Raw genomic sequence first — 19,953 nt, 5'->3', positions numbered from 1 at the left:
TCTAGTCGGTGCCCCGGAGGCGGCCGACCACGGTCATCAGGTGGTAGACGACGATCGCGGCGACGGTGCCGAGGATGATGCCGCCGAAGCTCGCGCCGCCGAGCGCGAAGGTGAAGTCGGCGATGCCCATGATCAGGGCGACGCCGGCCGTCAGCTGGTTCTTCGGGCGGCTGAAGTCGACCTTGTTCTCGACCCAGATGCGGATGCCGATGACGCCGATCAGGCCGTACAGCGCCGTCGTCACGCCGCCGAGGACCCCCGGCGGGATGGTGAAGATGACGGCGCCGATCTTGGGCGAGAGGCCGAGGAGGATCGCGACGACGCCCGCGACCCAGTACGCGGCGGTCGAGAACACGCGCGTGGCGCTCATCACGCCGATGTTCTCGCCGTAGGTGGTGGTGGCCGAGCCGCCGCCGAGACCGGCCAGCACGGTGCTCAGGCCGTCGGCGAAGAGCGCACGGCCGGTCAGCGGGTCGAGGTCGCGCTTCGTGAGCTGGCCGACGCCCTTGACGTGTCCGACGTTCTCGGCGATCAGGGCGAGCACCACGGGCAGGAACCCGAGGTAGATCGGCAGCTGCGCGAGGTCGAACGCGGGCGCCGTGAAGGTCGGCAGCCCGACCCAGGCGGCGTCGCCGACCGCGCTGAAGTCGACCTCGCCGAGCAGCACCGCGGCCACGTAGCCGACCACGACGCCGACGAAGATCGACAGGCGGCCGAGCAGGCCCTTGAAGAGCACGGCGCTCAGCACGACGGCGGCGAGGGTGATGACCGCGGTGAGCGGGGCCTGCGCGAAGTTGTCGCGCGCCGCGGGAGCCAGGTTGAAGCCGATCAGGGCGACGATCGCGCCGCTGACCACCGGGGGCAGCAAGGCGTTGATCCAGCGGGTGCCGGCGAGGTGCACGACGACGCCGACGATCGCCAGCAGGGTGCCGACGACGATGATGCCGCTGAGCGCGAGGGGGATGCCGCCGACGGCGGTCGCGGCCCCGATCGGGGCCAGGAACGCGAACGACGAGCCGAGGTAGCTCGGCAGCTTGTTCTTCGTGATGATCAGGAACAGCAGCGTGCCGATGCCCGAGAAGAGCAAGGTCGTGCTCGGCGGGAATCCCGTGATGATCGGCACGAGGAACGTCGCGCCGAACATGGCGACGACGTGCTGACCGCCCAGGCCGATGGTGCGCGGCCAGGTGAGCCGCTCCTCCGGGGCGACGATCTCGGTGGAGTCGACCGTCTTGCCGTCGCCGTGCAGTGCCCAGGGGAGTGCCATGGGCAGAACTGTAGCGGCGCGCTGTTTCCTGCTCGTTTCCTGCACCGCGCCTGTGGAGGGGCAGGGCGCTCTGCACAGGCCCTGCTACGTCGGGCGCGGCGTCGCCGGCCCCGCCTAGGCTGGCGGACATGACGACCGACGCACTGTCCTCCGGCATCACCACCGACGAGCTCGACCCGGGCGTGCGCCCTCAGGACGACCTGTTCCGCCACGTCAACGGGCGGTGGATCGAGCGGACCGAGATCCCCGACGACAAGGCGCGCTACGGCTCCTTCTACCTCCTCGCAGAAGAGGCCGAGGCGGCGGTCCGCGACATCGTGCACGAGTCGCAGTCGGCCGAGCCGGGCACCGAGGCCCGCAAGGTCGGCGACCTGTTCACCAGCTTCACCGACGAGGCCCGGGTGGAGGCGCTCGGCGCCGAGCCGCTGCGCCCGCTCCTCGAGACGGTCGCGTCCGTCGACGACGTGCCCGGGCTGCTCCGCCTCGTCGGCGCCTTCGAGAAGCAGGGCGTCGCGAGCTTCGTCCAGCTCTTCGTCGACAACGACCCGGGCGACCCCACGCGGTACGTCGTGCAGGTCGAGCAGGGCGGCCTGGGGCTGCCCGACGAGTCCTACTACCGCGAGGAGAAGAGCGAGGCGATCCGCACCTCCTACGTGGCCTTCATCTCGCGCATGCTGGGGCTCGCGGGCCTCGACGACGCCGACGAGCGCGCCTCGCGCGTGATGCAGCTCGAGACCGCCGTCGCGTCGCACCACTGGGACAACGTCGCAACCCGCGACAGCGACGCGACCTACAACCTGCTGCCGTGGTCCGAGGCAGCCGCGCTCGCCGAGGGCGTCGACCTCGGCCTGTGGCGCGACGCGGTGGGTGCGCCCGCCGGCGTCTTCGACGAGGTCGTCGTGCGCGAGCCCTCGTTCGTGACGGGCCTGGCCGGGCTGATGACCGACGAGCACCTCCCGGCCTGGCAGGACTGGCTGCGCTGGCAGGTCGTCCGGTCGTTCGCCGCGTACCTGTCGTCGGCCTTCGTCGAGGCGAACTTCGACTTCTACGGGCGCACCCTGACGGGCACCCCCGTGCAGCGGGCCCGCTGGAAGCGCGGCGTCTCGTTCGTCGAGGGCGCCATGGGCGAGGCCGTCGGCCGCATCTACGTCGAGCGCCACTTCGCGCCCGAGGCGAAGGAGGCGATGGACGTCCTGGTCGACAACCTCGTCGAGGCCTACCGCCGCAGCATCGCCGACCTGTCGTGGATGACCGACGAGACGCGGGCCCGGGCCCTCGACAAGCTCGAGAAGTTCACGCCCAAGATCGGCTTCCCCGTGAAGTGGCGCGACTACTCGGCCCTCGAGGTCGACCCCGGCGACCTCGTCGGCAACGTCCGCGCCTCGGCCGTCGTCGGCTTCGACCGCGAGCTGGGCAAGATCGGCCAGCCGATCGACCGCGACGAGTGGTTCATGACGCCGCAGACCATCAACGCCTACTACAACCCCGGCTTCAACGAGATCGTGTTCCCGGCGGCCATCCTCCAGTTCCCCTTCTTCGACGCGAGCCGCGACGCCGCGGCCAACTACGGCGCGATCGGGGCCGTGATCGGCCACGAGATCGGCCACGGCTTCGACGACCAGGGCTCGAAGTACGACGGCGACGGCAAGCTGACCGACTGGTGGACCCCGGCGGACCGCGAGGCCTTCGAGCGCCTCACGACCTCGCTCATCTCGCAGTACGACGCCCTCGCCCCGGCACAGGTGCCCGAGCACCACGTCAACGGCGCGCTCACGATCGGCGAGAACATCGGCGACCTCGGCGGGCTGTCCATCGCGTACGACGCGTACCTGATCTCGCTCGACGGTGCCGAGGCGCCCGTGATCGACGGGATGACGGGGGCGCAGCGGTTCTTCCTCAGCTGGGCGCAGGCGTGGCAGATCAAGCTCCGCGACGAGGAGGCCATCCGGCTGCTGTCGATCGACCCGCACTCGCCCAACGAGTTCCGCTGCAACCAGATCGTGCGGAACATCGACGACTTCTACGACGCGTTCGAGCTGACGGAGTCCGACGCGCTCTGGCTCCCTGCCGAGCAGCGCGTCACGATCTGGTAGCCGTGCCGGCCGCGGAGGGTCGGACGGGCCGGCACAGCAGCAGGTCGGACGAGGCCGTCGAGGCGGGGCGGCACGCGCCGCCCTCGCCTCCGGGGGGTCTCGGGGGCGCGCTGACGGCCCTGGGCGACCTCGCGGCCGACGGCGTGCAGGTCTCCGTGTCGGTCTGGGACCTCGACGACGGCACCGAGCTGCTCGCCGTCGACGACTGCGTCGTGCTGCCCGTGGGGCAGCTCGGGGCGGTGCTGCTGTTGATCGAGGTCAGCGCCCAGATCGAGGCAGGCCGGCTCGGCGCCCTCGACGAGCTCGAGCGCATCGCCGGTCCGGGCAGCCGGGCGGCCCTCGGCGGCGGCGGCATCTGGTCGTACCTGCAGCGGCGTCGGCTGGCCGTCACCGACGCGGCCGCCCTCGTCGGGGCCGTGCGCGACCCCGCCGCCGTCAACGCGCTGCTCGGCAGGGTCGGGCTCGAGGCGGTCCGGGCCAGGGCCGACGACCTGGGCGTGCGGAACACCGCACTGCTCGACGAGATCCGGTCCGAGCGCGGTCCCGACGACGCGCCTGCCCCCTCCGTCGGCTCGACCCGGGAACTCGCCCAGCTGACGGCCCTGCTCGCGCAGGGGCAGGTGGTCGGGTCCGCGGTCAGCAGCCGGGTGCTCGGCTGGCTGTCGCTCGGGGTCGACCTGTCGTTCGTCGCAGCGCCCTTCGGCCTCGACCCCGTGTCGCACCGCCGGACCGACCACGACCTGCAGCTCGTCAACGCGGTGGGCAGCGACCGCGGGGTGCGGTCCGAGCTCGGGGTGCTGCGCGGGCCGCGGGCCGGCGTGGCCTACGCCGTGACGATGACGTTCGACGATCTCACGCTCGAGCGCCGCCTCCGGGTGCTCGCCGGGGCCAGAGCGGTCGGCGTCGACCTGCTCGCCCGCGTCCGCTGACGCGCGGGCCGCCCGGGCCCATTCGCGCCCCGCAGGTGCCGACCGGCAAATGCCGACCGGCAAATGCCGACCGCTCTGCCCTCGGGGGCCGTACAACACGGGGAATTCCCGTTGTTGCAGCACACGAGGTCGGGTTCTGCAGCGGCAGAAAGAGGCTGCGGCTGCGGCAGGGCCGGGGCTGCGGCAGGGCCCGGGCTCGGGTGCGGCAGGGCCCGGGTGCGGGTGCGGGTCAGTCGACCAGGCCGAGCTCGACCGCGACGCGCAGCGTCTCGACGCCTGCGGGAGGGCAGCGGTGAGCGTCCGCCGACGTGACCCAGTGCAGTGCGCCGATCTCGCCCGAGGGCGACGGCTCGGCTCCGTCGTCCGTCGGCGTCGCCGACCAGAGGCGCATGTGCACCTCGCGCCCCTCGGGCTCGCCGTGGGCCTGGGTCCGGACGGTGCCGAGCTCGCGGAGTGACGAGCGGTCGAGCTCGAGGCCGACCTCCTCGCGGGTCTCGCGGACGAGGGCGTCCTCGCCGGTCTCGCCTGCCTCCTGCTTGCCGCCCGGGAGGTAGAGCACGTCGCGTCCGCGAGCAGTGACCATGAGGAGGCGCCGGTCGCGCACCAGCACGAGGGCACTGACGACGATCGGGTCCATCCGCCCATCGTGCCGCATCACGACCCGGCGCTCGTGATCCGGCCCTCAAGACGCGAGTGATCTGCGTCGGCGCACCCGGACTTGCTGCTGTCCCGAGGTCCGCGACACGGGATCACGCGCAAATTACAGGTGGTGAGAGCGGGGAGGAGCGGAAGCAGGGAGGAGCGGAAGAGCCGGGGGCGCGTCAGCTGACGTCGCGGTCGCGGAGCCGCTCGTCGGCGGCAGGGCGCAGCACGGCGGGCTCGACGGCGGCCGCGCGGGTGTCGGTCAGGCCGAACAGCGACTCGAGGCCGTCGCGGAACTCCTCGCCGCGCCCCTCTCGGGCGAGCTCGCGGGCCCGGACCGACGGGGTGTGCAGCAGCACGCCGGCGAGGTGTCGCAGTGCCGACTCCGTGCGCTCGGACGAGTCGCCGCGCGACCGGGCGCGCTCGATCTCGGCGTCGAGCAGGTCGAAGACGTGGCGACGCAGCGCGACGACGGCCGGGGTGAGCGACTGCTCGGCGGCGACGGCGTGGAACTCGGCGGCGGCGCTCGAGACGAGTGCGCGGGCGTCGTCGGCGGCGGTCAGCTCGGCCATCGGGGCGTGCAGGCTGATCGTCTCGAGGTCGAGCAGCTCGACCCCGGGCACGCGGGCGACGAGGGGGTCGACGTTGCGCGGCAGGCCGAGGTCGATGACGAGGCGGCGCGACGCGTCGACGACCTCGGGCACGACGACGGGCTCGGTGGTCGAGGTGCAGGTGATGAGCACGTCGCTCCACGAGATGGCCTCGGCAAGGTCGTCGAAGGGGCGCAGGTCGTGCTTGAGCCCGAACCAGGAGGCGCGGCCCGACGCCGAGAACACGGCCAGGTCGCCCGCGCCCCGGTCGCGCAGCGCGGCCACGGTGGTGGCGGCGTACTGGCCGGTGCCGACGATGAGCACCCGCGCCTGCGCCCAGTCGGTCACCCGCGACGAGGCGAGCTCGAGGGCGAGGCGGACGAGCGAGCGCCCGGCCCCGCCGACGTTGGTGCGGTTCTTGACCCCGCGTGATGTCTGGGACGCCTTCTGGAACAGCCGCTCGAGGTCGCGCGACGTCGTGCCGCGCGTGCGGGCGGCCTCGAGGGCCCGGCGGACCTGGCCAGAGATCTCGTCCTCGCCGATGACGACCGACTCCAGCCCCGAGCTCACGGCGAACAGGTGCTCCACGACCTCGTCGCCGGTGATGACGCGGACGTTGTCGCGCATCTCGTCGGCGTCGATGCCGCTGGCCTCGCTCATGGTGCTGATGGTGGCCTCCACCGCGACGGAGGCAGCGGCCGTGAGGGGCTCCTCCACGTCGACGTAGGCCTCGAACCGGTTGCAGGTCGCGAGCACGACGGCCCCGCCCACGAAGTCGTTCGCGTCGACCAGGGTGCTCGCCGCGGAGGGTGCGCCGATGCTCAACTTCTCGAGGAGGTCGAAGCTGGCGTTCCGGTGGGACGCCGTGAGGCAGATGAGCACCCGTCGATGATAACTCTCATGCGCCGGTCGAACCCGGGGGTTGCCTCGATGTCGAGGCTGTGCACAGGTGATCCGTGCACAGGCTGCACATTCCGCAGCGCGCGTTCAGGAGGTGCCTGTCAGCCTGGCAGACGGCCTCGCATCACCGGGGCCCCGCACGACCAGAGGAGCACCACCATGACCGAAGGCACCACCAGCACCACTGACTCCGGCAGCACCGCCACGAGCACGCAGTGGCAGCTCGTCGCCCGGCCGCACGGCGAGCCGACCACCGACGACGTCCGCGAGGTCGAGGTCGAGCTGCCCGCGCTCGCGGCGGGCGAGGTGCGCGTGGCCAACGAGTTCCTCTCGGTCGACCCGTACATGCGCGGCCGGATGAACGACGTGAAGTCGTACGTGCCGCCCTTCGCCCTCGGCGAGACGATGACCGGCGGCGCGATCGGCCGCGTCGTCGCGTCCGCGTCCGACGACCTGCCCGTCGGCACGGTGGTGCAGCACGACCTGGGCTGGCGCGACGTCGCTCAGGGCGCCTCCTCGTCGTTCCGGGCCGTCGAGCCGGCGCCCGGCGTCGAGCTCTCGGCCTACCTCGGCGTGCTCGGCCTCACCGGCCTGACGGCCTACGTCGGGCTCACCGAGATCGCGGGCATCCGCGAGGGCGACGTCGTCTTCGTCTCGGGCGCCGCAGGCGCGGTCGGCACCATGGTCGGCCAGATCGCCCGTCTGAAGGGCGCCTCCCGCGTGGTCGGCAGCGCCGGCAGTGCCGAGAAGGTCGAGCTGCTCACCTCGAAGTACGGCTTCGACGCGGCCTTCAACTACAAGGACGGCGACGTCGCCGAGCTGCTGGCCGAGGCCGCGCCCGAGGGCATCGACCTCTACTTCGACAACGTGGGGGGCGACCACCTGTCGGCCGCGCTGGCCAGCTTCCGGGACGGCGGCCGGGCGGCGCTCTGCGGCTCGATCGCCGGCTACAACGCGACCGGCGCGCCCGTCGGCATCACCGGCACGACCAACATCGTGACCCGCGGCCTGATGCTCAAGGGCTTCACGCTCGGGAACTACCGCCACGTCGCTCCGGCGTTCCAGGCCGAGATGGGCCCGTGGCTCGCGGCCGGCGAGGTGGTGCACGACGAGACCGTCGTCGAGGGCATCCACTCGGCGTTCCACGCGTTCACCGGCCTGATGCGCGGCGAGAACGTCGGCAAGATGGTCGTCGCGGTCTGACCTGGTCCTGACCTGGTCCTGACCGCGGTCTGACCGCGGTCCGACATCGAGGTGACGCTCCGGGGGAGTGCGTCCGACGCGCACCCCTCGGCCGCGTCACCTCGATCCCGGCGCTGCCCAGCGGCCGGGTGGGACAATGGGGCACGTGACCCTGCCCGACACGCACCCGCTCCTCTCCGGCCGCACCGCCTCCTCGTCCCTCGTCCGTGCCCTGCGCGGCGACCGGCCCGAGGTGCTGCCCGTCTGGTTCATGCGCCAGGCCGGCCGCTCGCTGCCCGAGTACCGCGCGTTGCGCGTCGGCACGGCGATGCTCGACGCCTGCCTCGACCCGGCGCTCTCGAGCGAGATCACCCTGCAGCCCGTCCGTCGCCACGGCGTCGACGCCGGCATCTTCTTCAGCGACATCGTCGTGCCGATCAAGCTCGCGGGGGTCGGCGTCGACATCGTCGCCGGGCGCGGTCCCGTGCTCGACCAGCCGATCCGCACGCCCGACGACGTCGCCGCGCTGCGTCCCCTCGAGCAGGAGGCGCTGGCCCCGATCGCCGAGGGCGTCGCCCGCACCGTGGCCGAGCTGGGCGACACCCCCCTGATCGGTTTCGCCGGTGCCCCCTTCACGCTGGCGGCCTATCTCGTCGAGGGCGGCCCGTCGAAGGACCACATCCGCGCCCGCGCCCTCATGCACAGCGACCCCGAGACCTGGCAGGCCCTGCTCGGCTGGGCCGCCGACGTGACCGGGGCGTTCCTCCGCGCCCAGGTGCTCGCCGGCGCCAGCGCCGCTCAGCTCTTCGACTCGTGGGTCGGCAGCCTGTCGCTGTCGGACTACGAGCAGCACGTGGCGCCGTTCTCGGCCCGGGCGTTGTCGCACGTGGCCGACCTCGACGTCCCGACCATCCACTTCGGCGTCGGCAGCGGCGAGGTGCTGAGGGCGATGCACGGCGTCGGGGTCGACGCCGTCGGCGTCGACTGGCGCATCCCGCTCGACGAGGCCTCGCGGCGACTCGGCGGCGGCGTGCCCGTCCAGGGCAACATCGACCCGGCGATGCTGCAGGCGCCGTGGCCGGTGCTCGAGGCCCACGTCCGCGAGGTCGTCCGCCGGGGCCGTGCCGCCCCCGCGCACGTCCTCAACCTCGGCCACGGCGTCGGACCCGACACCGACCCCGACGTGCTGACCCGCATCGTGGCCCTGGCCCACACCCTGTAGGAGGCGCGCGACAGTGACCGAGGCGACCCGCTCCTCCGGGGCGGCCGCGCAGCGTGCCCTCGTGGTGGGCGGCGGCGTCGCCGGCCTCGTGGTCGCGCGCGACCTCGCGGCAGCCGGCGTCGCCGTCACGCTCGTCGAGGCCTCGGACCGGCTCGGCGGCGAGGTCGGCCGCCACGTCGTCGGCGGCCTGCCCCTCGACGCCGGCGCCGAGAGCTTCGCGACCCGCGGCGGCACGGTGCAGGCGTACCTCGACGAGCTCGGGCTCGGCGGCGACGTCGTGCTGCCCGACCCGCGCGGGGCCTGGGTGCAGCACGGCGCCGGACAGGCCTTCCCCCTGCCCCGCACGGGCCTGCTCGGCATCCCCGGCGACCTGACGGCCGACGACGTCGTCGCGGTCGTCGGCGCGGCGGGCACGGGCGAGGCGGCGCGGCTCGACGCGGCGGCGGGGGACGTCGGCGCCGACGAGACCTCGGTCGGCGGCCTCGTCCGCGTGCGGATGGGCGACGCCGTGCTCGACCGGCTCGTCACCCCGATCATCGGCGGGGTCCACTCCGTGCACCCCGACCTGCTCTCCGTCGACCGGGTCGCCCCCGGCCTCCGGGCGGCGCTGCGGCGGGAGGGCTCGCTGGCCGGCGCCGTGCTCAGGGTGCGCGCGCTCGCACCGGCGGGCTCCGCGGTCGCCGGGCTGCGCGGCGGCATGGCCAGCCTGGCGGAGGCGCTGGTCGCCGAGCTCGTCCGCCTCGGCGTCGAGGTGCGGCTCGGGGCCCACGTCGCGGTGCTCGACGCGCGGTCGGTGACGCTGACCGGCTCGGCGACGGCGACCGGCTCGGTGACGGCGACCGGCAGCGACCACGTCGTGCACGACGAGCACGGCACCGCACCCGAGCGCCTCGAGGCCGACGTCGTCGTGCTCGCGGTCGGCGACGGCGCGGGACGCGTGCTCGGCGGGCGGCCCGCCCACGCCGCGGGACTCATCACGTTGGCCACGCTCGTGCTGCGCGACGACCGCCTCGACGCGGCGCCCCGCGGCACCGGGGTGCTCGTGGCGCCCGGTGCCGACGGCGTGCGCGCCAAGGCGCTCACCCACGCGACGGCCAAGTGGCCGTGGCTCGCCGAGCGGGCCGACGGTCGGCACGTCCTCCGGCTCAGCTACGATTCCCCTGTCGTCACGGCGGCCACGAGCGACGACGAGCTGCGCTCCACGGCGCTCGCCGACGCGTCGGTGCTGCTCGGGCTGCCGCTCGACCCCGCCACGGTCGAGGACGCGGCGCGCGTCGAGTGGTCCGCACCCCTCCCGCAGGAGGCGGCCGGCGCCTCCTCGTCCCTGCCCGACGGCGTCGTCCGCGTCGGCGGCGCCGTGGCCGGTCGGGGGCTCGCCGCCGTGATCGCCCACGCGCGTCGCACCGCCGCCGACCTCGTCGCCCGCTGATCCGGCCCCCGGTCGGCGGGTCCGTGCCGCCGGCGGCGGGTGCTGCTCGATGTCGGCAGGTTCCCGTCAGCCCCGGCGGGTCAGCGCCGACCCGCCGCGGGCGACCCTGACCCGCCGCGGGCGACCGCGACCCGCCGTGGGCGACCGCGACCCGCCGCGGGCGGCCACGACCGGCCGCGGGCGACTGCGACCCGCCGCGGGCGGCCACTACCCGCCGACATGTGGCCGCAGCTGCGCGCTCGGGGCAGCGGAGGAGGCGCGGCGGGTCAAGTCGACCCGCGCAGCGGCCGAGCACGGGCGCGTCCGGGCGGCGGCGGGCGGCACCGGGCTACATTGGGACAGCGCGTCGGGCACCGGTCCGTGCGCCCCCACACATGAATGGAGCGACATGCGAGGCAAACTGATCTTCGTCGCCGGAGCAGCCGTCGGATTCGTGCTGGGCGCTCGCGCCGGCCACGAGCGCTACGAGCAGATCGCCGCGAACTCGTCGAAGCTGTGGAACAGCCGCGCCGTGCAGCGGCAGGTCGTCAAGGCCGAGGACTTCGCGGGCGCCAAGGCCGCCGACGCGGTCGACGCGGTCGTCAACGGCGTGAAGACGGTGGCCGTCAAGGCCGTCGGAGGCGGGAAGAAGAAGAAGTGACCGACTCCACCCGGAGCGACAAGGTCCGACGCGGCTCCAAGTCGCGCTCGTTCTTCGCCCTGGTCCAGGACGTCCCCAGCCTGGTCACCGACCTCGTCAAGGGCGAGCTCGCCCTGCTCAAGTACGAGATCATCGGCACGCTCAAGGCCTTCGGCATCGGTGCGGGGTTCCTCGTCGGCGCGCTCGTCTTCGTCTTCGCCATGCTCGGGGTGCTGCTCACGGGCATCGTCCTGCTGATCGCGATCTGGCTGCCCGGCTGGCTGTCGGCGCTGATCGTCGCCTTCGTGCTCCTCCTCGTCGCCGCCCTGCTGGCGTTCCTCGGCTACAAGAGCATCAAGAAGGGCCTCCCGGCCGTGCCGGAGAAGACGATCGCGAGCCTCAAGCGCGACCTCAAGGCCGTCAAGGGCGTCGGGACCATCCCGGGGCACGACGTCACCGAGTTCTGAGCCGCCGCCTCCGCGACTCCCTGCGAGCCCCGCTCGACCCCTCCTCCCCGCCCGCACCGATCGGAGACCCCGTGAGCGACAGCACCGCCAAGAACGACAGCAGCGACAAGGCCGACAAGGCCGACGGCAGCGACATCCAGGCACACATCGACCGCACCCGTGCGGAGCTCGCCGCGACGCTGAACGAGCTCGAGGACAAGCTCAACGTCCCGAAGCAGCTCGGGATCGCGGGCCACCGCGCGAAGTCGTCGTTCTCGCGCGACCCGCTGCCCTGGGTCGCGGGTGCCGGCGTCGCCGCGCTGGCGCTCGCGGGCGTCGTCGTCGCGGCCGTTCGGTCGCGCTGACCGGGAGCCGGGCTGCGAGCCCGCCCGACGGTCCCTGCGCGACGGCCCCTGCGCGACCGCCCGTCCGACGGCCCCGTCCGACGGCCCCCGGGCGGTCGGCCGGAGATCGCTCGACGACGTCGCAACCTGGTTGGGCTCCCAGCCCGCACAGGTGGAGAATGGCCCCATGAGTCACAGCGCCGACTCGCCAGTCCCCGAGCTGCCGACGTCCGATTCCCTTCCTGCCGAGCGACCCGGCGCCGAGCGCCTCGGGTACACCCTCTGGGCAGTGCTCCGCCGCGATCCCCAGAACCCGTACGCCCCCGAGCACGAGGACGTCGCGCAGCTCGACGAGCTCGTCGACTCCCTCGCCTCCGAGGGCGTGGTCGTCCGTGGCTTCTACGACGTCAGCGCCCTCCGCGCCGACGCCGACGTGATGATCTGGCTGCACGGCGAGGTCCCCGAGGCGATCCAGTCGGCGTACCGCCGCCTCCTGCGCACCGACGTCCTCGGCGGCCTGCTGCCGACCTGGAACGCCATGGGCATGCACCGCGACGCCGAGTTCTCGCGGAGCCACAGCCCCGCGTTCATGCGCGGCAAAGAGCCCGAGGCGTGGCTCACGGTCTACCCGTTCGTCCGCAGCTACGAGTGGTACCTGCTGCCCGAGGCCGAGCGCCGTCAGATGCTCGCCGACCACGGCAAGCAGGGCTCCGAGCACCGCGCCGTGCTCACGAACACGGTGGCCAGCTTCTCCCTCGGCGACTACGAGTGGATCCTGGCCCTCGAGGCTCCCGAGCTCGTCCAGCTCGTCGACCTCATGCGCGACCTCCGCTACACCGAGGCCCGCCGACACGTCCGCGAGGAGATCCCGTTCTACACGGGCCGTCGCATCACCACCACCGAGATCATCGAGGTCCTGTCGTGACCGACACCACCGGCATCACCAACGGCCAGCTCGTCCGGGCTGCCACCCCCGCCGCCGCGCAGGGGCCCGAGCACGTCAGCGTGCCCACCGACTACGACGCGATCCTCCTCGCCGGCTTCGGCGGGCCCGAGGGCCAGGACGACGTCATCCCGTTCCTCCGCAACGTCACGCGCGGCCGCGGCATCCCCGAGGAGCGCCTGGAGGAGGTGGCGACGCACTACCGCCACTTCGGCGGCGTCAGCCCCATCAACCAGCACAACCGCGAGCTCAAGGTCGCCCTCGAGGGCGAGCTGTCGCGGCGCGGCATCGACCTGCCCGTGATCTGGGGCAACCGCAACTGGGACCCGTACATGGCCGACGCCGTGCGCGAGGCCGACGAGCGCGGCTTCACCAAGCTCATCGCGGTCGCGACGAGCGCCTACTCGTCCTACAGCTCGTGCCGCCAGTACCGCGAGGACTTCGCGATGGCGCTCGAGGCCACCGGGCTCGAGGGCAAGATCATGATCGACAAGGTGCGTCAGTTCTTCGACCACCCCGGCTTCGTCCAGCCGTTCATCGACGGCGTCCGCGAGGGCCTCGAGAAGGCCCAGGCCGAGAACGCCGACCTCGACCTCGCGACCGAGGTGCAGGTGCTCTTCGCGACGCACTCGATCCCGTCGACCGACGCCGCCCGCAGCGGTCCCGAGGCGCGCGGCTTCGACGACGAGGGCGCGTACGCGGCGCAGCACAAGGCCGTCGCCGAGGTCGTCATGGCCGCGGCCGAGGCCGGTCTCGGGCTCGACCTGCCCGCCGGCGGCGGCACGACCGTGCCGTGGCAGCTCGTCTACCAGTCGCGCAGCGGCCCGCCCTCGATGCCGTGGCTCGAGCCCGACATCAACGACGCCATCGACGACCTCGCCGGCGGCCCGACGCGCGCCGTCGTCATCGTGCCGCTCGGCTTCGTGAGCGACCACATGGAGGTCATGTGGGACCTCGACGAGGAGGCGCTCGAGACCAGCGAGAAGAACGGCTTCTGGGCCACGCGCACCCCCACCCCCGGCATCGACCCGAACTACGTGACCGGCCTCGTCGACCTCGTCCTCGAGCGTGTCGAGGGCACCCCCGTCGACGACCGCCCGCACCTCACCGACATCGGGCCCTGGTACGACGTGTGCCGTCCGGGCTGCTGCGAGAACGTGCGCCTCGGGTTCAAGCCCGCCGTCTCGGGATTGGTGCCGTAGGAGCGTGGCGACACTCCGAGTAGGCACCCGGGCCAGCGCGCTGGCCGTCGCGCAGTCCACCACGGTCGCGGAGCGCCTCGCGGCCGCGACCGGCCACGACGTCGAGCTCGTCCGCGTGCACACCGAGGGCGACCGCACCCAGGCGACGGGCGAGTCGCTCTCGCTCGGCGGCACGGGCGTGTTCGCGAGCGCGCTGCGCGAGGCGCTGCTCGCCGACGAGTGCGACGTGCTGGTGCACTCCCTCAAGGACCTGCCCACCGCCTCCCACCCGGGTCTGCACATCGGGGCGATCCCGGGCCGGGCCGACGCCCGCGACGCGCTCTGCGCCCGTGACGGCCTCACCCTCGAGACGCTGCCGCAGGGCGCGAAGGTCGGCACCGGCTCGCCCCGTCGTGTCGCCCAGCTGCTCGCGCGACGTCCCGACCTCGAGGTCGTGCCGATCCGCGGCAACGTCGACACCCGCCTCCGTCGGCTCGAGGACGACCTGGACGCCGTCGTGCTCGCCGCGGCCGGCCTAGGCCGCCTCGGCCGCTCGACCTCGGTGACCGACCTGCTCGGCCTCGGCCCGTGGCCCAGCGCCCCCGGCCAGGGCGCGCTCGCCGTCGAGGTGCGCGAGGGCGACCCCAGCGACGAGCTGGCCCGCGGGCTCCGCGCGATCGAGCACGTCGAGACCCGTCTCGTCGTCACCGCCGAGCGCGAGGTGCTCGCCGGGCTCGAGGCGGGCTGCTCGGCGCCCATCGGCGCGACCGCCGTCGTCGACGCCGGCCTGCTGCTGCTCAGCGCCACGGTCTACAGCCCCGACGGCTCGCGCCGCATCAGCTCGTCGCACGCGGTCTCGCTCGAGGAGGGGCCCGTCACGGCCCAGCTCGCGGACGTCCACGAGGTGGCCGGCCGCGTCGTCGACGAGCTGCTCGAGCTCGGCGCGGCCGAGCTCGCGCCGATCGGCGGGGGGCCCGCGGGCGGGGACCCCCTGGGGAGCGCGTCGTGACCGCCGCCAAGCCGCTCAAGGGCGTGCGCGTCCTCGTGCCGCGGGGCGGCAAGTGGGGCGACGGCGTGTCGGCGTCCCTCCGGTCGTACGGCGCGGCACCCGTGATCGCGCCGCTCATCAACTTCGCGCCCGCCGAGACGCCCGAGCTGCTCGCCGCCGCGCTGGGGCGACTGAAGGCGGGCGTCTACGAGTGGCTCGTCGTCACCAGCGCCACGACCGTCGACGTGCTCGTCGGCAACGGGATCCGGCCCATCCCCGCGACGCGCATCGCGGCCGTCGGAGAGACGACCGCCGCGGCGCTGACGCTGGCCGGCTACCACGTCGACTTCGTCCCCGAGGGCGACAACTCCGCCCGCGGCCTCGTCAAGGAGTGGCCGTCGGAGCTCGTCGCCGGGCGCGTGCTCGTGCCCCAGTCCGACATCGCCGAGCCGACCCTGGTCGCCGGCCTGTCCGCCCGGGGCTTCGACGCCGAGTTCGTCTCGGCGTACCGCACCGTCGGCGTGCCCGTCACCGACGACGTGGTGCGCGACGTCGCCTCCGGCGACATCAGCGTGCTGCTCGTCACCTCGGGCAGCGTCGCACGGCAGATCGCCGCCCAGCTGACGCCCCTGCCCGAGAGCACGGTCGTGGCTTGCATCGGCCCGCGCACGGCGTTCGACGCCCGTGCGGCCGGGCTGCCCGTCCACCTCATCGCCGAGACGCGCTCCGCCGCGGCCCTGGTGGAGGCGGTGGTCGAGAACGCCGTCGCGGGCGGCACGGCCGACCTCGACGACGCGCACGGAGGGGGACGCTGACGCGACCCTCCCGCGGTGCCCGCACCGCGCCTCCTCGGCTCGACCGTGCCGGGGTCCCGACATCGACGACCATCGACGACCCGAGAAGGACCATGTCCCAGTTCCCCCGCGTGCGGCCCCGCCGGCTGCGCGCCACCCCTGCCCTCCGCCGCCTGACCGCCGAGACGCGGCTGCACCCGGCCGACCTCGTGCTGCCGATGTTCGTGCGCGAGGGCATCGACGAGCCCGTCGCCATCAGCTCGATGCCGGGCGTGGTGCACCACAGCCTCTCGAGCCTGCCGCGTGCCGTCGAGGAGGCGGCCGCGGCCGGGGTGGGAGGCGTCATGCTGTTCGGCGTGCCCCTCGAGAAGGACGCGGTCGGGTCGGGCGCCACCGACCCCGAGGGCATCCTCAACGTCGGCACGCGCGTGGCGGTCGACGCGGCGCAGGGCGCCCTCGTCGTGCAGACCGACCTCTGCCTCGACGAGTTCACCGACCACGGCCACTGCGGCGTGCTGGCCGCCGACGGCTCGGTCGACAACGACGCGACGCTGGTCCGCTACGACGAGATGGCGATCGTGCAGGCCGAGGCCGGCTCGCAGCTGATCGGCATGAGCGGCATGATGGACGGCCAGATCGGCTCGGCCCGCGAGGCCCTCGACGACGCCGGCTTCGGCGGCACGGCCTTGCTCGCCTACGCGGCCAAGTACGCCTCGGCCTTCTACGGCCCGTTCCGCGAGGCGGTGCAGTCGACGCTCGTCGGCGACCGGCGCACCTACCAGCAGGACGCGGCCAACGGTCGCGAGGGCATCCGCGAGGTCGAGCTCGACATCGCCGAGGGCGCGGACATCGTCATGGTGAAGCCGGCGATGAGCTACCTCGACGTGCTGGCCGAGACCGCGGCGATGAGCCCGGTGCCCGTCTGGGCCTACCAGATCAGCGGCGAGTACTCGATGATGCACGCCGCCGCCGCGAACGGCTGGATCGACCTCGACGCCGCGTCGTACGAGAGCGTGCTGTCGATCAAGCGCGCCGGTGCCGACGCGATCCTCACCTACTGGGCCACCGAGCTGGCCACCCGCCTGCGCAAGGGAGACATCTGATGGGCGACCACGCCAACGAGCACTTCTTCACCCGCGCGAAGCAGTCGATCCCGGGCGGGGTGAACTCCCCGGTGCGCGCCTACGGCAGCGTCGGGGGCACGCCCCGGTTCCTCGTGGGGGCGAAGGGGCCGCACGTGACCGACGCCGAGGGGCGCGAGTACGTCGACCTGGTGGCCTCGTGGGGCCCCGCGATCCTCGGGCACGCCCACCCCGAGGTGGTGCGCGCCGTGCAGGAGGCCGCGGCCCGTGGCCTGTCCTTCGGCGCGTCGACGCCCGCCGAGACCGAGCTCGCCGAGCTGGTGCGCGAGCGCGTGGCCGTCGGCGACGCCCGCCCGATCGGCAAGATCCGCATGGTGTCGACCGGCACCGAGGCCACGATGACGGCCATCCGCCTGGCCCGCGGCTACACCGGTCGCGACCTGCTCGTGAAGTTCGCCGGCCACTACCACGGCCATTCCGACTCGCTCCTGGCCGAGGCCGGGTCCGGCGTCGCCACGCTGTCGATGCCCGGCTCGGCCGGCATCACCGCCGAGACGGCGGCCCAGACGCTGGTGCTGCCCTACAACGACCTCGACGCCGTGCGCGCCGTGTTCGACGAGGACGGCCCCCGCATCGCGGCGGTCATCGTGGAGGCGGCTGCCGCCAACATGGGAGTGGTCGCGCCCGACCGCGGCTTCAACCGCAGCCTGTCCGAGATCACGAGCCGCCACGGCGCGCTGCTGATCGTCGACGAGGTGCTCACGGGCTTCCGCGTCGGCCCGGCCGGCTGGTGGGGCCTCGAGGCGTCGAAGGTCGTGCCCGACGGCGCCGGCTGGCAGCCCGACCTCGTCACCTTCGGCAAGGTGATCGGCGGCGGCATGCCCCTCGCCGCGCTCGGCGGCCGCGCCGAGGTGATGGACTTCCTGGCCCCGACCGGCCCGGTGTACCAGGCCGGCACGCTGAGCGGGAACCCCGTCGCCGTCGCGGCGGGCATCGCGACCCTGCGCCTGGCGACCCCGGAGGTCTACGCCCGGCTCGACGCCGTCGCCGACACGCTGTCGCGCGAGGTCTCCGCGGCCCTGTCGGCCGAGGGCGTCGAGCACACCGTGCAGCACGCCGGCTCGCTGTTCTCGTTCGCCTTCACGGCGACCCCGCCGCGCGACTACGACGACGTGCGGGCACAGCAGACCTGGCGGTACCCGGCGTTCTTCCACTCGATGCTCGACTCGGGGGTGGCCCTGCCTCCCTCGGTGTACGAGGCGTGGTTCGTCACCGCCGCGCACGACGACGCGACGGTGTCGCGGATCCTCGACGCCGTGCCGGCTGCGGCGCGCGCGGCCGCGGCCGCCACGGCCCCCGGCGCGTAGCCGCGCCGCGGGGCGCGGCGGCGCGGGCCGCGCCGTCCGCTCCTCGTCGAGCACGGCGCGGGACCCGCTCGGCGTCACGACCGGTAGATGCCCGCCTCACGGACGGCGTCGAACCAGCCCTGGAGGCGCCCGGGCTGCAGACGGACCGCCTCGGCTGCGCGGGGGCCGTCGGCGTCGCGCACCGCGTCGCGCAGCTCTTCGGTGAAGGCGCGGGCCGGGGCGAACTCGAAGACGCCGTTCATGACGGGTCGCTGCGCGAGCAGCGCCACACGAGGTGCGTTGTTCGCCCAGAGGCGTGCGAGGGACGGGCTGCCGGCCGCTTCCAGGAAGATGTTGTTCGTCCTCACGAGGCCCGTGACGTCCTCCGGCTCGTTCGAGGCGAAGGCGGCCGCGCGCGCCTCCAGGAGCGGCACGACCTCGTCGCGTGCGGCCGTGCTCAGCTTCGGCACGGCACGCTCGCAGACCATCGCCCAGACCCCGTAGCCGATGTCGATCGTGTCGACGAACTCGTCGTGGGTCGGGTCGACGACGCGGGTGTACCGGTTGGCCTCGATGTCGACGAGCGCCTGGTCGGCGAGCTTCGCGATGGCCTCGCGGACGGGGGTGCGCGAGACGCCCAGCCAGGCGACGAGCTGGTCGTCGTTGAGGCGCTCGCCGAACTGGAGCGTGCCGTCGAGGATCGCGGCGAACATCTTGTCGTAGACGACGTCGCGCAGCAGGCGGCGGGGGGCGGGCGGCTGATCGGTCAGCTGGGGGATGGGCATCGGGGTTGCTCCATGTCGAGAGAGGGGCGGACCACGAGGCTCCCTGCGCCTGTCGCGGTCTGCCGTGCCGTACGGGAGAGTGCATCGGACATCCGATACATCGTGCGAGCCTAGGGCCGCAGCCTGGACGCGCCCAGGAACGACGCGGGTCCCCGCCGACCCTCGAGAGGCCGGACGAGGTCAGCGGCGGACGTCGACGACGATCCTGCCGCGCACGGATCCCGCGACGATGTGCGGGCCGTGGTCGACCACGTCGGCCAGCGCGATCTCGGTCGTGAGCTCGTCGAGCAGCCCCAGGTCGAGGTCGGCGGCGAGGCGCCGCCAGGCCTCGCGGCGGAGCTCGACGGGGGCGTCGACCGAGTTGACGCCCACCAGCGAGACCCCGCGCAGGATGAACGGCAGCACCGTCGTGGGCAGGTCGCTGCCCTGGGCGAGCCCGCAGGCGGTGACCGTGCCGCCCCAGGCCGTCTGTGCGAGCACGGTCGCGAGGGTGCGGCTGCCGACCGAGTCGACCCCGCCGGCCCAGCGGGCCGACTGCACCGGCCGGCCGGGCCGGTCGAGCTCGCTGCGGTCGATCACGGTCGAGGCGCCGAGGCGCGTCAGGTAGTCGCGCTGCTCGTCGGCCCGCCCTGAGGAGGCGGTGACCGAGTACCCGAGAGCGCTCAGCACCGCGATGGCCACCGACCCGACGCCGCCGGCGGCGCCGGTCACGACGACGTCGCCGTCGTCCGGCCGCACGTCGCGCTCGAGGCGCAGGACGCTGAGCATCGCGGTGAACCCGGCCGTGCCGACGGCGGCGGCCTGCCGGGGCGAGATCCCCGCCGGCACCGCGACGAGCGACGCGGCGTCGACGACGGCCTGCTCGGCGTATCCGCCGTGGCGGCCCTCGCCGATGCCGGCGCCGTTGAGCAGCACCTGGTCGCCCGGCGACCAGTCGGGGGAGGACGACTCGGCGACGGTGCCCACGAGGTCGATGCCGGGCACGAGCGGACTCGTCCGCACGACGCCGGGATCGCCCGAGAGGGCCATGCCGTCCTTGTAGTTCAGGCTCGACCAGGCGACGTCGACGACGACGTCCCCCTGCCCGAGGAAGGCCCGGTCGACCTGCTGCAGGGCAGCAGGCCGACCCTTCTCGACGACGACGGCACGCATGCCGTCACGCTACGCGGCC

Annotated in this window: 19 protein-coding genes; 14 read left to right on the top strand and 5 right to left on the bottom strand. The window is 73.7% G+C overall.

Annotated features, from left to right (window positions below; genetic code table 11):
- Window position 1: 1 nt before the first annotated feature.
- Complete coding sequence (locus tag ACZZ97_RS13805) at window positions 2-1,267, bottom strand: uracil-xanthine permease family protein (RefSeq protein WP_314103829.1); 1,266 nt, start codon at window positions 1,265-1,267, stop codon at window positions 2-4.
- A gap of 128 nt (window positions 1,268-1,395) precedes the next feature.
- Here ACZZ97_RS13805 and ACZZ97_RS13800 point away from each other — a divergent pair, with 128 nt between their 5' ends.
- Together ACZZ97_RS13800 and ACZZ97_RS13795 are read left to right on the top strand one after the other, a co-directional pair.
- Entirely contained in the window at window positions 1,396-3,360 is a 1,965-nt protein-coding gene (locus ACZZ97_RS13800; RefSeq protein ID WP_463473520.1) for a M13 family metallopeptidase, read from the top strand.
- A 155-nt stretch (window positions 3,361-3,515) separates the two neighbouring features.
- A complete protein-coding gene (locus tag ACZZ97_RS13795; protein ID WP_463473519.1) occupies window positions 3,516-4,289 on the top strand; it encodes a serine hydrolase in 774 nt (257 codons plus the stop codon).
- 229 nt (window positions 4,290-4,518) lie between these two features.
- Here ACZZ97_RS13795 and ACZZ97_RS13790 read toward each other — a convergent pair whose 3' ends face one another.
- Complete coding sequence (locus ACZZ97_RS13790; protein ID WP_314104060.1) at window positions 4,519-4,926, bottom strand: NUDIX hydrolase; 408 nt, start codon at window positions 4,924-4,926, stop codon at window positions 4,519-4,521.
- A 184-nt stretch (window positions 4,927-5,110) separates the two neighbouring features.
- The gene (locus ACZZ97_RS13785) at window positions 5,111-6,403 is read right to left on the bottom strand and encodes a glutamyl-tRNA reductase (protein WP_463473518.1); all 1,293 of its coding nucleotides are present in this window, start codon (window positions 6,401-6,403) and stop codon (window positions 5,111-5,113) included.
- 177 nt (window positions 6,404-6,580) lie between these two features.
- Here ACZZ97_RS13785 and ACZZ97_RS13780 point away from each other — a divergent pair, with 177 nt between their 5' ends.
- From ACZZ97_RS13780 to hemL, 12 genes are all read left to right on the top strand, one after another.
- Window positions 6,581-7,624 (top strand): NADP-dependent oxidoreductase, encoded by a 1,044-nt coding sequence (locus ACZZ97_RS13780; protein ID WP_463473517.1) that lies wholly within the window; start codon window positions 6,581-6,583, stop codon window positions 7,622-7,624.
- Window positions 7,625-7,760: 136 nt separating this feature from the next.
- Window positions 7,761-8,825, top strand: coding sequence for a uroporphyrinogen decarboxylase (gene hemE, locus ACZZ97_RS13775; RefSeq protein ID WP_463473516.1), 1,065 nt, complete (start codon window positions 7,761-7,763; stop codon window positions 8,823-8,825).
- 13 nt (window positions 8,826-8,838) lie between these two features.
- Window positions 8,839-10,254 carry a protoporphyrinogen/coproporphyrinogen oxidase gene (locus ACZZ97_RS13770; protein WP_463473515.1) on the top strand — a complete coding sequence of 472 codons (1,416 nt, stop codon included), beginning with the start codon at window positions 8,839-8,841 and terminating at the stop codon, window positions 10,252-10,254.
- Between the two features lie 388 nt (window positions 10,255-10,642).
- Complete coding sequence (locus tag ACZZ97_RS13765; protein ID WP_123547434.1) at window positions 10,643-10,894, top strand: hypothetical protein; 252 nt, start codon at window positions 10,643-10,645, stop codon at window positions 10,892-10,894.
- On the top strand, window positions 10,891-11,340 hold the full coding sequence (locus tag ACZZ97_RS13760; RefSeq protein WP_314103368.1) for a phage holin family protein: 450 nt from the start codon (window positions 10,891-10,893) through the stop codon (window positions 11,338-11,340). Before ACZZ97_RS13765 ends, ACZZ97_RS13760 begins: the two co-directional genes overlap by 4 nt.
- A 71-nt stretch (window positions 11,341-11,411) precedes the next feature.
- Window positions 11,412-11,684, top strand: a complete 273-nt coding sequence (locus ACZZ97_RS13755; RefSeq protein WP_192040518.1) for a DUF3618 domain-containing protein — start codon at window positions 11,412-11,414, stop codon at window positions 11,682-11,684.
- Window positions 11,685-11,850: 166 nt separating this feature from the next.
- The gene (gene hemQ / locus ACZZ97_RS13750) at window positions 11,851-12,588 is read left to right on the top strand and encodes a hydrogen peroxide-dependent heme synthase (RefSeq protein WP_314103370.1); all 738 of its coding nucleotides are present in this window, start codon (window positions 11,851-11,853) and stop codon (window positions 12,586-12,588) included.
- The gene (locus ACZZ97_RS13745; protein WP_463473514.1) at window positions 12,585-13,808 is read left to right on the top strand and encodes a ferrochelatase; all 1,224 of its coding nucleotides are present in this window, start codon (window positions 12,585-12,587) and stop codon (window positions 13,806-13,808) included. Before hemQ ends, ACZZ97_RS13745 begins: the two co-directional genes overlap by 4 nt.
- Before the next feature lie 4 nt (window positions 13,809-13,812).
- Window positions 13,813-14,796, top strand: a complete 984-nt coding sequence (gene hemC, locus ACZZ97_RS13740) for a hydroxymethylbilane synthase (RefSeq protein WP_314103373.1) — start codon at window positions 13,813-13,815, stop codon at window positions 14,794-14,796.
- Complete coding sequence (locus tag ACZZ97_RS13735; RefSeq protein ID WP_463473513.1) at window positions 14,793-15,590, top strand: uroporphyrinogen-III synthase; 798 nt, start codon at window positions 14,793-14,795, stop codon at window positions 15,588-15,590. The genes hemC and ACZZ97_RS13735 overlap by 4 nt, the downstream gene beginning before the upstream one ends.
- Before the next feature lie 92 nt (window positions 15,591-15,682).
- Entirely contained in the window at window positions 15,683-16,672 is a 990-nt protein-coding gene (hemB, locus tag ACZZ97_RS13730) for a porphobilinogen synthase (RefSeq protein ID WP_314103377.1), read from the top strand.
- Window positions 16,672-18,018, top strand: coding sequence for a glutamate-1-semialdehyde 2,1-aminomutase (hemL, locus tag ACZZ97_RS13725; RefSeq protein ID WP_463473512.1), 1,347 nt, complete (start codon window positions 16,672-16,674; stop codon window positions 18,016-18,018). The genes hemB and hemL overlap by 1 nt, the downstream gene beginning before the upstream one ends.
- A gap of 74 nt (window positions 18,019-18,092) precedes the next feature.
- Here hemL and ACZZ97_RS13720 read toward each other — a convergent pair whose 3' ends face one another.
- Both ACZZ97_RS13720 and ACZZ97_RS13715 read right to left on the bottom strand, forming a co-directional pair.
- Entirely contained in the window at window positions 18,093-18,782 is a 690-nt protein-coding gene (locus ACZZ97_RS13720; protein WP_463473511.1) for a GntR family transcriptional regulator, read from the bottom strand.
- 180 nt (window positions 18,783-18,962) lie between these two features.
- Entirely contained in the window at window positions 18,963-19,934 is a 972-nt protein-coding gene (locus ACZZ97_RS13715) for an MDR family oxidoreductase (RefSeq protein ID WP_463473510.1), read from the bottom strand.
- Window positions 19,935-19,953 lie beyond the last annotated feature (19 nt).

The sequence above is a fragment of the Frigoribacterium sp. AC512 genome, from assembly GCF_979258295.1.
This window is presented reverse-complemented; position numbering and strand designations above follow the sequence as displayed.

Coding starts and splice junctions, on each gene's coding strand:
- ACZZ97_RS13720 (WP_463473511.1), bottom strand. CDS start 18,782: ATGCCCATCCCCCAGCTGACCGATCAGCCGCCCGCCCCCCGCCGCCTG.
- ACZZ97_RS13765 (WP_123547434.1), top strand. CDS start 10,643: ATGCGAGGCAAACTGATCTTCGTCGCCGGAGCAGCCGTCGGATTCGTG.
- ACZZ97_RS13800 (WP_463473520.1), top strand. CDS start 1,396: ATGACGACCGACGCACTGTCCTCCGGCATCACCACCGACGAGCTCGAC.
- hemE (WP_463473516.1), top strand. CDS start 7,761: ATGGGGCACGTGACCCTGCCCGACACGCACCCGCTCCTCTCCGGCCGC.
- ACZZ97_RS13780 (WP_463473517.1), top strand. CDS start 6,581: ATGACCGAAGGCACCACCAGCACCACTGACTCCGGCAGCACCGCCACG.
- hemQ (WP_314103370.1), top strand. CDS start 11,851: ATGAGTCACAGCGCCGACTCGCCAGTCCCCGAGCTGCCGACGTCCGAT.
- hemL (WP_463473512.1), top strand. CDS start 16,672: ATGGGCGACCACGCCAACGAGCACTTCTTCACCCGCGCGAAGCAGTCG.
- ACZZ97_RS13715 (WP_463473510.1), bottom strand. CDS start 19,934: ATGCGTGCCGTCGTCGTCGAGAAGGGTCGGCCTGCTGCCCTGCAGCAG.
- ACZZ97_RS13805 (WP_314103829.1), bottom strand. CDS start 1,267: ATGGCACTCCCCTGGGCACTGCACGGCGACGGCAAGACGGTCGACTCC.
- ACZZ97_RS13790 (WP_314104060.1), bottom strand. CDS start 4,926: ATGGACCCGATCGTCGTCAGTGCCCTCGTGCTGGTGCGCGACCGGCGC.
- hemB (WP_314103377.1), top strand. CDS start 15,683: ATGTCCCAGTTCCCCCGCGTGCGGCCCCGCCGGCTGCGCGCCACCCCT.